Source organism: Paenibacillus spongiae (assembly GCF_024734895.1).
Lineage (GTDB): Bacteria > Bacillota > Bacilli > Paenibacillales > Paenibacillaceae > Paenibacillus_Z > Paenibacillus_Z spongiae.
Window position 1 is genome coordinate 3,621,960 of record NZ_CP091430.1, and the last position, 12,242, is coordinate 3,634,201.

At 46.5% G+C, this 12,242-nt stretch carries 12 protein-coding genes; 8 read left to right on the forward strand and 4 right to left on the reverse strand.

The features are described 5' to 3' along the window. Window positions 1-322 precede the first annotated feature (322 nt). Both L1F29_RS16650 and L1F29_RS16655 read left to right on the forward strand, forming a co-directional pair. Window positions 323-2,380, forward strand: coding sequence for a GxGYxYP domain-containing protein (locus L1F29_RS16650; protein WP_258389409.1), 2,058 nt, complete (start codon window positions 323-325; stop codon window positions 2,378-2,380). A 368-nt stretch (window positions 2,381-2,748) separates the two neighbouring features. Continuing rightward, window positions 2,749-3,399: a C40 family peptidase gene (locus tag L1F29_RS16655; RefSeq protein WP_258389410.1), complete on the forward strand. Its 651-nt coding sequence runs from the start codon at window positions 2,749-2,751 to the stop codon at window positions 3,397-3,399. A gap of 293 nt (window positions 3,400-3,692) precedes the next feature. Here L1F29_RS16655 and L1F29_RS16660 read toward each other — a convergent pair whose 3' ends face one another. Next, a complete protein-coding gene (locus tag L1F29_RS16660; RefSeq protein ID WP_258389411.1) occupies window positions 3,693-3,875 on the reverse strand; it encodes a DUF6954 family protein in 183 nt (60 codons plus the stop codon). A gap of 247 nt (window positions 3,876-4,122) precedes the next feature. Here L1F29_RS16660 and L1F29_RS16665 point away from each other — a divergent pair, with 247 nt between their 5' ends. After that, window positions 4,123-4,626 carry a YndA family protein gene (locus L1F29_RS16665; RefSeq protein ID WP_258389412.1) on the forward strand — a complete coding sequence of 168 codons (504 nt, stop codon included), beginning with the start codon at window positions 4,123-4,125 and terminating at the stop codon, window positions 4,624-4,626. A gap of 163 nt (window positions 4,627-4,789) precedes the next feature. On the opposite strand, the gene L1F29_RS16670 is transcribed toward L1F29_RS16665, so the two are convergent. Further along, window positions 4,790-5,833 (reverse strand): muramidase family protein, encoded by a 1,044-nt coding sequence (locus L1F29_RS16670; protein ID WP_258389413.1) that lies wholly within the window; start codon window positions 5,831-5,833, stop codon window positions 4,790-4,792. Between the two features lie 209 nt (window positions 5,834-6,042). On the opposite strand from L1F29_RS16670, the gene L1F29_RS16675 reads away from it, so the two are divergent. The 3 genes from L1F29_RS16675 (at window position 6,043) to L1F29_RS16685 (ending at window position 9,444) form a co-directional block, all read left to right on the forward strand. Next, entirely contained in the window at window positions 6,043-6,564 is a 522-nt protein-coding gene (locus tag L1F29_RS16675; protein WP_258389414.1) for a TetR/AcrR family transcriptional regulator, read from the forward strand. A 113-nt stretch (window positions 6,565-6,677) separates the two neighbouring features. Beyond that, window positions 6,678-7,661: an NAD(P)H-binding protein gene (locus L1F29_RS16680; RefSeq protein ID WP_258389415.1), complete on the forward strand. Its 984-nt coding sequence runs from the start codon at window positions 6,678-6,680 to the stop codon at window positions 7,659-7,661. 484 nt (window positions 7,662-8,145) lie between these two features. After that, on the forward strand, window positions 8,146-9,444 hold the full coding sequence (locus tag L1F29_RS16685) for a discoidin domain-containing protein (protein ID WP_258389416.1): 1,299 nt from the start codon (window positions 8,146-8,148) through the stop codon (window positions 9,442-9,444). A 90-nt stretch (window positions 9,445-9,534) separates the two neighbouring features. Here the strand turns inward: L1F29_RS16685 and L1F29_RS16690 are convergent, their stop codons facing one another. After that, window positions 9,535-10,059, reverse strand: coding sequence for a GNAT family N-acetyltransferase (locus L1F29_RS16690; protein ID WP_258389417.1), 525 nt, complete (start codon window positions 10,057-10,059; stop codon window positions 9,535-9,537). A gap of 838 nt (window positions 10,060-10,897) precedes the next feature. Between L1F29_RS16690 and L1F29_RS16695 the strand changes: the two genes are divergently transcribed. Both L1F29_RS16695 and L1F29_RS34420 read left to right on the forward strand, forming a co-directional pair. After that, window positions 10,898-11,263, forward strand: coding sequence for a hypothetical protein (locus L1F29_RS16695; RefSeq protein ID WP_258389418.1), 366 nt, complete (start codon window positions 10,898-10,900; stop codon window positions 11,261-11,263). A 14-nt stretch (window positions 11,264-11,277) separates the two neighbouring features. Continuing rightward, on the forward strand, window positions 11,278-11,352 hold the full coding sequence (locus tag L1F29_RS34420; RefSeq protein WP_373876546.1) for a hypothetical protein: 75 nt from the start codon (window positions 11,278-11,280) through the stop codon (window positions 11,350-11,352). A 204-nt stretch (window positions 11,353-11,556) separates the two neighbouring features. Here the strand turns inward: L1F29_RS34420 and L1F29_RS16700 are convergent, their stop codons facing one another. Then, the gene (locus tag L1F29_RS16700) at window positions 11,557-12,192 is read right to left on the reverse strand and encodes a GntR family transcriptional regulator (protein WP_258389419.1); all 636 of its coding nucleotides are present in this window, start codon (window positions 12,190-12,192) and stop codon (window positions 11,557-11,559) included. Between the last annotated feature and the right edge of the window lie 50 nt (window positions 12,193-12,242).

Consider the following 12,242-nt stretch of genomic DNA (forward strand, 5'->3'; position numbering starts at 1 on the left):
AATTGACGTTCTTGTGCTCGCAGCCTATCCACTGAGTTATCATAATAATAAATATGTGAAATCTTTCATACACAGCAACAGTATAAGCGTCCTCTAATGATTAGGTCCGAATAACTAAATCAAAAAATAAGCTGCAACAATAGACTTATATTTGTTTTAAAACATAGGAGATTTTGTCAAAGTAGTTGATTATCTATTTTGAATATATTATATATATATTTGTGAGGGCGAGAAATAACGCTGCTGAGAAAGGAGGAGTTTGGAAAGAAGGTACATATCGAGAAGCTGTCCTCCATACCATAATTAGAACGAGGTGTATAACATGTTTCGTAAGTTAACCGTTATCGGTCTCGCGATCGCCTGTACGCTATCCATGTCATCAGGCGCATTCGCTGAAGAATCCAAGGAGAAGCCTCGCGGGAGCACGATTTCATGGCCAGAAAAGCAAGCGCTTCCAAGCTTTTCGAAGGTCAAGCAACTGGATGTGGCGGATGTTTATAATGCTCCCGGCGACATTAAGCTTCTCATGGCAACCTTGCAGGGCATCGTCAACCGTGTTGAGCCCCGGATCTATCTGCTGGAGAACAAAGAAGAAGGCAAGTTCACATGGCTGAACGACCTCAATGTGCCCTATAAAGTTCGGGATGACTACTGGCAGATCGTTCGAACTTATAAGAATGAAATCAGCGGCATCATTATTTACGATCCGAAAATTCCGGATTCGGTCAACGTGGCCACGACGCTGGCAGGCTTGAAGGGGGCCGTCGTCGCAAGCCCCGAGCTGGCAGAGAAGCTGCAAGCCGCGCCATACGACCTGAAGGTGCTAAATGACCTGCAAGGAAAATTCAAGGACCGGATGGACGCTTACAACTGGCAATACGAGAATCTATGGAGCACGACGACGCATCGGATGCTTGTCGGACTTAGCCCTTACACCTCGGTCAGGCTGCCTGATAACCAGGAAGACCTGTTCAAAGTAGTGGCAGAGGAAAAGACGCAGGAGAGGGATGCCAAGAACAGGCAGGTCTACGATCTGGATTTGAGCGCAAGCCTTGGCAAATCGGATGTCTACCTCCGGTTCGCCGATGCGTTCCCGCAGGACGGCTGGGGTACGGCTGTTCATGAGGTTACAATTAAGGCCGACGGCAAAACGATCGCACAATTCATTCCAGGGACGCCTGAAGAAGAGCCGTTCCTGTACGACAGGCAGAGCTCGCAGGTATCCGAAGGCAGCGGCGGGCACCGGTTTGCCGACAATAACCGTTATTTCATCTACAAATTCACACCGCCTGCCAATACTTCCAAGCTGACGGCTTCCGTCGAGATGTGGAATCAATACAAAGTTTCCGTCGGCAACGTTCAACCTGTCTCCTCCGAGCAGATGGAGCCATACGGCTACCTGCGCGATTATGCCGTTGCGAACCAAGCGATGGTGTTCTGGCTGGATTCCAACGTTCCGGAGCAGAAAGCACTATTTGAAAAAATCTTGTCGGATGTGAAGCCGGGCACGCCTTACTTGGGCTGGTTCAATAACGACGTTGAAGGAGAATTCAGCGGCGTCGAGATTACGTCCAATCATGGCGTCTATGTACTCGCAGCCGATTGGTTCAGCAACCTTACCGTTTTCTCCGGCACGAAGGCAAATAAGGCGAAAGCCAAGGCGGCAGATACGCCTAAGCTGGAGAATAAAATTTATGTGACTTATACGTTCAGCGAGGGCGACAACTTCCAGTACAATCAGCATAGAATGCGCATTCTGTGGGACGATCCGAACCGCGGGAAAGTGCCGCTGAACTGGACGTCGAGCCCGCTGCTCTATGACGGCGCTCCTGTCATGCTGAATTATTTCAATGAGACGGCTACGGATAACGATTTGATTATCGCGGGACCTTCCGGCGCCGGCTATTTCTACCCGAATGCATGGCCGACAGATTCCTTCTCCGCCTTCTTGAAGCAGTCGTATTCCTATTTGGAGAAGACGGGCATGACGATTCCTTACGTATTGAATCGGGTTAACGGCGAGAATGTTCCATTAAGCGACGCCCATGCTGCAGCCTATATGAAGGAGTACAAAGCTTCTGGGTTGTTCCTAAGCTGGGAGGATCGCCACGGCGTTGAGATTATCGACGGCAAGCTCCCCGTCTCGACGATTCAAGGCATGAGTACGGTGGAAGACGGCAAACGGATTCTTGCTGATGCCAAGGCAAAGTGGGATGGCAAGTCACCGTTGTTCGTCTCCTTGGGACTGCTTGCATGGAGCCTGACGCCATCGGATATTGCAGAGCTTCAAGCATCGCTCGGATCTGAGTATGAAGCGGTTCGCGCCGATCAGTATTTCGCGTTGATTCGCGAAGCGAACGGCTTGCCTGCTAAGCCGTAGCACAGCTAAGTATGTATGAGAGAAGAGGACGCCGGATCGCTCCGGGCGTCCTCTTTCTATGTATGTTGCCCCCAACTTGGAGGAGGTACCACGTCGGGAGGCTATCATTTTGAACTGTTTACATAAGAATGACTAACTGCTTCCCAGGGATACATGATATGTGACGAATGTAACAAACACCACTTTCGATTGATTTTGTCAAGTAAATGATCCTATAACAATTCTCATTGATTTTTAATAACAGCGGTTTATTGAAGGCTGTGTAAGGGTCTGAGTTTTCCTTGGTAAGTGTTGGTTCAAATGTTTATGGTATGGTGTTAGAAGGGTATTCGCCCAAACCTTAAACCAACCATTGGGAGGACAAGGACATGATGAACAGCACGAACAGCATCAAGAATAATCGGGTCGGCAAAGCTTTACTGGGAATCACTCTCTCCTTCTCGATTGCTATATCCGGAAGTATGCTCCTTGCACAACCGGCCCATGCCTCTGCTATGTCCGGTACATCAATTGCGAATGATATTATTGCATCGGGAAAACAATTTATAGGTGTTCGTTATCAGTTCGGCGCTCCAGGGGGACGAACCGATGCGTTCGATTGTTCTTCATTTACTCAATATGTTTTCAAACAAAATGGCATAAATCTTCCCCGTTCTTCGAGACAACAGTCTACTGTAGGTACGGTTGTTTCCAAAGATCAATTACAACCGGGTGATTTGATTTTCTCGGACACGAATCGGGATGGAGTAATTAATCACGTAAGTATCTACATGGGCGGCGGACAAGTCCTTCATACCTATCGGGTCGGAATTGGTGTTACGATATCCAATTTTGCCGGCAGCACGTGGGATAAAACCTTTGTTACTGCACGTCGTGTCATCTCTGGAAGTGTTCAAGCACCTGCAGAGTCGACTCAGCCTGTTGTTACTCAACCTCAACATGATCAAGTCACAACAGCGAAAAAACATAAAAAAGAATCAACTCACCGGGACGAATCCGGACGCATATCTCGCGAGTGATTACACATCGTTTCTGCCAATTCGGCTTCTCCATTTCGTAATGGTGACACCCGCGGATACGGCCTGGCACCAAACTGATAACGGGTTCCCATAAAGCTTCTGCCTATACTATTATTTGGGGAGGCTTTCCGGTCCTTGTTTTATTATCGCCTTTTTGGACAATATTACTCAGGGAGCCGTTTCGAAAACGGCACCAAACGAGGCTGCCGTTGAATGAAAAGCAGTCTATCTTTCTATCAACATGTTCATGATTCCATACGAATTTTCGATAATGCATGGGAGAAATCCGTGCATTATTTCTTTTTGCGGAAGATGAGGTAGGTGATAATCGTTAATGCGACATATATGGCGATCACAACAGCAAGGGTGAACATTCGCTCTTGATCGGTGCCGTCGGCAAACAATACCGGACCTAACCCAAACATCGTTACCAGCGCATACAAAACAAACATGACAAAACCTAGAACAACTTTCATGTTCAAGCACCTCAATTCTCGAGTTTGGATTTCGTTATCATATGATCTTTTCGTTAGCTATGTCCTTGTGTTTACTGTGTATACATAGGCCAAAACAAACTTGTTTATCTCGACTTACTCTATAAGTAAATGTTCTATTTTATGTAAAATTAAATAAATTCAACACAATCTCGGTTACTTCGACATTATGAATGTGGTACATTAACGTTGCTTCATAAAAATGAAATATTTAGGAGGTAGTGTTAAATTGAAAAATTCTATCGAAATGAAGGTGAAGAGGAGACGTACGTTGTTATTGGCATTAACCCTTGCACTAGCTTTACCTTTTTCAACGGCATCGGCATCCGGCAAAGACGGAACCGCGAAAATCGCCGCGAGCGTATCCGTCGTTCGCGCGAACGGAGACGTCGTCACTCCTATGGGAGCGGGAGTGTGGGATTATTTGGGGCAGCGTTCTACTTCTTCCAGTGAGAATCCATCCAACTATGTTTATTCCACCGGAGGAGACTTTAAGTACAAAGTCGTATCCGGACCTGGCGGTGGCGCCTGGTATCAGCTGCGGGAATACGATCCCGACAATGCGGACGACATTATTACGGATCCTTACGGGTACAGTCTCTTTTACTTGTATCCCGGCGACACCCTGATCTACCGCGGGATCTCCGGCGCTGTCGACGGCGACAACAAGAAAGCGGAATTCTATGTCAAAGAAGGCTTTAGCGGTTCCGCGACCGTGCAGTATTGGGATTAATATTTTTATTGCAGAATTGGTTCGAGTATGTACGGTCATACATGTATAAGTAACCGGAGATAAGAAAGCAAAAGGGATCAAGTTCTTGTCATGAACTTGATCCCTTTTCCGATGTGTTCATCGCGATAATGTAAATGCCGGGCTGATTGCTTTGAAATCCGCTTTAAGGCGTGGAAACTGGAGGTATTTTGAGCACATCGCCGACCTTTACATCATCGTTATCTGCCAATTGATTGTATTTCGCAATGGACTTAGCATAGCTGCTGTCACCAAAGTATTTTCTGGATATGCTTGAAAGGGTTTCTCCTTTTCGAACCGTATGCCTTGTCCCAGCTTTATCCGTACTGTTCTTGCTCCCAGCCTGATTCGTCGGTAGGGCAGGAATGATTAAATGGCTGCCGGCTTTCAATTCCTCCTTTTCTCCAAGTTTGTTATGCTCCGCAATGAGTTCTGCATAATCCCCTGAATGATAAAATTGCATTGCAATTCGATACAAGGTATCGCCCGCGCGAACCATATACGTGACCGGCAAAGTGATCTTAGCGTCACCCATATCATCTTGCTGCTTCTTAGGCTTGGACCCGGCTACAGAAGATAGTGCCGGAATCTTAATCGTATCCCCAACATTCATATCATTGATAAATACAATTTGGTTATGTTCCGCCAAGAGGGCGACGTATTTCTTCGAATTATAGAACTTCATGGATATCGTCGACAATGTGTCTCCTTTTTGGACTTTATAGGTCGTGGGGAGTTTGGTCGTCTGGCCGGATGTTACAGAAGCAGAAGCTTTGTTCCCGTCGCTTCCCTTATTCGGAACGATAGTACGCTCCTGACCGCGATCTTGGTCCGCTTCTTTCACAGGGACTGCTTCGGGTGAAATCTCCTCCGGCTCTTCATTCTCGTAAGTGAGTTCGTCCGGCATTGGCGTCTTTTCAGAAGCTTCGGAGCTGCCAGCTTGCTCATCACCGGTCGGGTCACCATTTAACGATTCATCGTTTTCAACCGTTTCTTCGCCTGTCGGAATATTCTCTTCCGCAGACTGCTTTTGCCCGGAGCGTGATTGAGTTTCGTATATGCTGTACACTACTCCGCAAATGATTAGAAGAAAGGTCGCGGATGCCAGAATGATCTTATAAGCAGTCTTGTTCTTCCTTTTGCGACTGGCTCTGGTGGGGGTAACGCTGCCTGTGGAATCCTTGTTCAAAGCTTAACCTTCCTTTCGTATTATAGAATCTTTGTATAGGTTTCATTTTACTATAATTATCTGTGATTAAGCCGAACGCTAATAAAATCGGGTAATTGGTACTAGTCCGGGGAGGGATAATCGTCCCGAATGTTTCGTTGCTTCAATAATCGTATTCGTATATACTCGTAATTGATGAATCACTAAATTTCTAAAGAGGCGGTATATAGATGACAAAACTCGAGACGACCTCGGTTAATCGTAAATCGGACATCATTTCGGCGGCTATTGAGGTATTCGCGGAGATCGGATATTTCCGGGCTACAACGGCACAAGTCGCGGAAAGGGCCAAAATATCGCAGCCTTACGTTTTTCGTTTCTTTAAGACGAAAGAAGCTCTGTTATTGACAGCGCTGGAAGTATCCTGGACGCGAGTGATCGATTCCTTCCGTAAGGTCATGGAGTCCACTCCGGAGGAACAATTGGAGACCGAACTGGTCCGGGCCTACGAAGATATTCTGGACACCTACCAGAATGAAATGCTGCTTCAGATGCAAGCTCAGACGATTCGGGAAGAATCAATCCGGGAAGTGATGCGCAATGGATTCGGGGAAGTCCGCCAAATGGTTCTGGACGCTTACCGCGCGGCCGGCATTCCGAATGCCGAAGAACGCACGTTGATATTTCTAGCCCGGGGAATGCTGTGCAATATTTCCGCAGCGTTGGACATGCCCGAGTTGATGGGGAAGTGAGGAGAGTGACGAGCATTTCAAATATTGTGATTGACCAATCAATAACAACAATGTTATATTGATTTCAAGTTAGTGATTGATCAATCACAAGATATGAGGATGAGGTGATTTCTATGAAAAAAGCGATCGTCGTAGGAGCGACAGGAGGTACGGGTGCTTCGGTTACCGAGGAATTGGTCAAGCGAGGGATTCCAACGGTGGCCTTCGGGAGATCCCGCCAGAAATTGGAGCAGCTGGGGGCTAGGTTGGGTAATCCGACGATTTTAACAATTGCTGCAGGCGACGCTTTCCGTCCGAATGACATTGTCTACGCTTCGGAAGGTGCGGACGTTCTGTTCCATTGCGCTAACGTGCCGTATCACGAGATGACTAGCAAGCTAGTTCCACTAGGCGAATCCGTAATGACGGCCGCCGACCGATTGTGTATGAAAGTAGTCGCGATCGATGGCATCTATCCGTATGGAAGAAGGCAGATGGCACGGGCAACCGAGGAGCATCCGAAGCAGCCGCATACAAGGAAGGGCAAGATTAGGCTCGCTTATGAGAAGATGCTGTTCGATGATCGGTGGAGCCGGGCCAAGGTTATGATCGCACGATTGCCGGATTATTACGGTCCCACGGCGAACGAGGCTTCCTATCTGGGCTCTACGCTCGAAGCAATAGCGGTCGGCAAGATGGCATTTTTCATCGGCAATATGCGTGTTCCCCGGGAGTTCATTTACTTGCCGGATGCGGCGTTCATGATTGCTGAACTCGCCGGGAGAGACGATGCTTATGGGCAGAACTGGCATATCCCGGGCGCAGGCTTGATCTCGGGCAGGGAGATCGTACGAATAGCGCGGCAGACAAGCGGAAGCGCCAAACCGGTCATTCCGTTAGGAAGAGTCGGTTTGTCTTTGATCGGCATATCCGTCCCGGTAATGAAGGAAGTGGTGGAGATGCTCTATTTGACCGAAGAACCGCTTGTCTTGAGCGGGGACAAATACGAGCGGTTGATCGGACCGATCCGCGCGACGGCTTTCGAAGAGGGAATCGCGGCGACGATTCGCGACCTGCAAAGTAGAAATACCTCTATAATTACGTCCATAAGTAATTGATCAATCACTAACATTTACTGAGGATAGTTTCATTATGAGTACTTTGGCTCAACTTAATAATGGCGGAACTGGGGGACTCTATTGCGGGAGGAGAAAAAAACCATCCGCACATTAATATTAATGGGTATAATTGTATTCAACGTTCTATTAGAAGTACATTCTTAACAAAGGGGTAAATAATATGATCGAAGTCTTTGAGACCGATGTAATATGGGATCATGACTGGCACACGCAGCGAAATAATTGGTTTACGACTCCCCGCATGAAGTGGCCAGACATATTACAGACTGGGTACAAAGCTGTTCAATGAACGGGACACCTTGTCCTTAAAAGAACCGAAGGAGCTGACGCGGCAGCTCCTTTTGCTTTGCCTCAAAATATGGCTAAGTCAACAAATTCTTCACTATATTTTGACATCATCCTAATTGTTGACAGGTACTCTCATGTACGGAACAAAAATTCCCAACAACAAGGAGGAAATGTCGTGTACAACAAGCTTAAAGTTTTATCATTCCTGGCAATGGTGTTCATCGTAATTCTGCCGGGTATGTCGCTGGCAGCGGGAACGGGTGAAGCTGAAGGCGGAAACAAGGATTTGAAAGTGATGAGTTATAACTTGCGGTATGCAAGCAGCTCGGGCTCAAATTCCTGGGAAGTTCGCCGTCCGGTAATGGCACAGCTGCTAAACAAGGAAAAGCCGGATATCATGGGCATTCAGGAAGGGCTTTATCACCAACTGAAAGACCTTCATGCGGACATGCCTCAGTATGATTGGATCGGAATCGGCCGACAAGGCGGCAGCAGAGACGAGTATACTGCGGTATTTTACAACAAAAACAAATTCACGCCGTTGGAATACGATTACTTCTGGTTGTCCGATACGCCGAATGTCATCGGTTCAAAGACTTGGGGCAATCAAATTACGCGTATGGTCACCTGGGTAAAGTTCGAGGATGTAAAAACAAAGCAGCAGTTCTACTTCATGAACACTCACTTTGACCATATCTCCGTTCCGGCAAGAGAAAACAGCGCTGAATTGATCGTTCAAAAAATGAATGCGTTGGATCCGCTGCTTCCGGTTATCCTAACTGGCGATTTTAATGTCGCACCCAATACGAAACCTTATCAGACGCTGATCAACGAAGGGAAATTCGCGGATACATGGGTGGAAGCCGAGACACGAATCAACGAAAACCTCGGCACCTTTAACGGGTTCCAAGATCCTACTGGCGGGGCGAATCGGATCGACTGGATTTTGGTCAAAGGAAATATATCCGTGAAAGAAGCTGCAATTAATAATTATACCAAGAATGGCCAGTATCCAAGCGATCATTACCCTGTCATTGCCACAATGGTAATCGAACCGCATGAGCCCAGCTTAGCTATAGGCAAGCCGGCGACCGGATCGCAAGCATGCGCGGCTTCGGAAGGTCCGGAGAAGGCATTCGACGGCGTTACGATACAAAACAGTAAATTCTGCACCAAAACTCCGGCCAAATGGCTTCAGGTGGACCTTGGTTCTAGCTACGAAGTGTCCAAATTCATCATTTATCATGCGGGATTCGGCGGCGAGAGCCCGAGCATGAATACGAAAGATTTCAACATTCTCATCAGCGAGGACGGCAGTACATGGTCGACAGCCGTACAGGCGTTAGGAAATACGGCAAATGTAACGACCCATGCGATCTCGCCCGTAAAAGCCCGGTATGTGAAATTGGAAGTAACGAATTCCGGAAGCGATGAGGCGGCACGCATTTACGAAGTAGGGGTATACGGAAAATAAGTTATTGTTCACCAAAAAAGCTCCGGCAGCCATCAAACTGGTTTGCTGGGCTTTTTTGCTTGCGTGAGATGCGGTCTTCCTTAACCTGATTTAGAGTCCCGGGATCCCTGCAGGTAAATTAATTTCTTTTTCCATTACATAATCGTCCATCACAAATCCATTCCCTATATCCGCCACTTGAGTACGAATTGTTCTAAACCCTTTTTTCTCATAAACAGCAATAGCTGCATTGTTATTTCGATTTACCGTAAGCCATATGCTTACCAACCTTCGATCTTGGCATAAATCCACCAAAAACGCCATAGCCCTGCTTGCATAGCCCATTCCACGATGTTCTTTCTGTATATAAAATTTGCTTAGAAACAGCTTGCCTTCTTCTTGATTAATTCCCAAGTAGCCGATGTTCTTGTTATTCACGTTCAACAAATAATATTCATAACCCTGTTCATCGATCTGGACTGTGATCGCCTGAACGGATTGATATTTCCCCAACATATAGTCGATTTGTTCATTTGATATGATGCATACAAAATATTCAGTCCAAATGTCTGACGCCAATTGCGCTAATAATGCGACTTCTTCCTTGGTTTTTACTTTTGTAACGACTAATTCCATGAAATTCACCATTCCTTTTCTGCAGCATCTAACCGAAAAATTCGAAACATTCTTATTATGAGCATTCGAGAAATGATCCATGATTCCTCCCTTGTCATTCAGGACTAAGGCTCCAGAATGGCGCTGACATTGCCGGTAATGGGCAGGATAGTAATTATTGTGTATAGTGCGATTCACCAATTGAACTCGGTAGATGAGAATTGGTTTACTCGTAGTTATGCTGCCCGTAATTGCAATGGTGTGTCATTTGTACGTTAAATGCAAACGACAAGGGTATGGTTGGATTCTCAGTCACTTGATCCTTTTCTCGATTTGTGCGCTTTACTTGACATGAATACTTGAAACAAGAGCCTTCGCAAGCTCAGCATATAATTCATTGGCTTTTGCAGGCATAGGCATTGCGTGGGCGAACAGCATGTCCTTATTAGTTAGAGGTCTACTTGACTTGAGTAATCGGCGTGGTCGTGAGGAGGAATGGTAGTTCAATTAACCACTCAGTAAGGATAAGACATGATGAACGATTGCTCAAAGGATCCGCCGCGCCAGATCCTTTGCGTCGTTTTATATCTGGGCCTCGATTATGTACATGACAAGAGGAGGAGATGGTGAATAATCGTCGTTCAATTCATCCTTTGCCACCGAACGTATGTACGTGTACAATTAACATAGAAGTTATAATTGACCAATAATGTAATGATATAGAACGGATGAGGGGTGATCAATGGGATTGAAGATAAAATAGTTGAGTAGATTTAAAATTAGAATCACGGTTTAATATCTCATTACATATCCATCGATTCTTTGCACTTAATTGAAATGAAAAGGGAGAAATGGGAATATGCAAAGTAATGAAGAAATCATAGTGGAGGAAAAACCGGAAGACATTACAGGAATCACATGTATTTATGTCCCGGTGAATGACGTCTACGAGTCTATTCAATGGTATCAAATAAATTTGGGATGTGAACCTACAAACATCCACCCTGTTGAGTCTGGGATGAAAATGGCGATCTTGAGATTTCCCGATCAGACCGGAAAGCCTCATGGGCCTACAGGAAACGTTCCTGCTATGTTCCTTATCGAATCGCGGCCGGAAGGAGGCCGCTTAGGATTTACAAACAATGAAGGGGATCGCCAAGCTGTCGGGTTTTCATTACACCGCGCATCCAAGACCTATTCAATCGTTTCAAGGAAAACGGTGTAAACATTGCAGGCGACATACGGATGACATGCGGTCCAAACCTGCAGTTCTTTGATCCTGACGGGAACATGTGGGAAGTATGGCAGCCATAAAACTCTACATTCTAGCTCTCGGCATAGAATTATACTAAACAGGTACGACACTTCAAAAACCGCTCCTTTCGAGCGGTTTTCCTCTTTTTATGTAAATAAGCATGTTGAGGAGTTTGGAATCCGGGGGAACTTTGGAATCTCGTAGGACGTTACCCGACGAGTTTGAAGCGGTTTGCCTACGGCTTGCTGTTCGAATGCGGCAGATCAATACAGGTTCATGTGCTCGAGCAGCGTCTGCTTGATCAGGTCGATGTCCCGGGTTCGCATAATATCAAGCAAATGCTGATGATCATGAACGAATTGCTGCTTATCGTAGGAGCCAGTGCGTTGGTTGAAATGGAGCTTGATGCGGTTGGAGACGCTCTCCCAAATCAACTGGACCGTGCGCTCGGGGGCGAGACGGATGATGGTTTCATGAAAAAGCAGGTCTTGTTCGACCCAAAAATGAACATCGGTATCCGCGAGATGGCTGTCCATCACGTCAATGATCTCCTGCAGCTGCCCAAGGAACACGTCGTTAATCGCGTCCAAATTTTTCTGAATGACCGTGGATTCGAGATGATAGCGGATGGGAGTCAAGTAATCCTTGATTTCACTCACATTTATTTCGGCGACGACCGTTTCCCGGTACGGATACGAGACGACGAAGCCTTCCAGCTCGAGTTGTTGGATCGCTTCCCTTACCGGTCCACGGCTGACGCCCATTTGGATGGCGATATCGTTTTCCTTGATTCGTTCCCCTGCGCTCAGATTTCCTCTCAATATCGCATTGCGGATTTCGACGACGACTTTCTCGCGGAGGGAAAGGTTGGATTGTTGGGTAAACGTAAAATTTTTCATGATCAGTATCCTCAACTTTCTTGGTTATCTATTGGAATGATAGCTTGCCT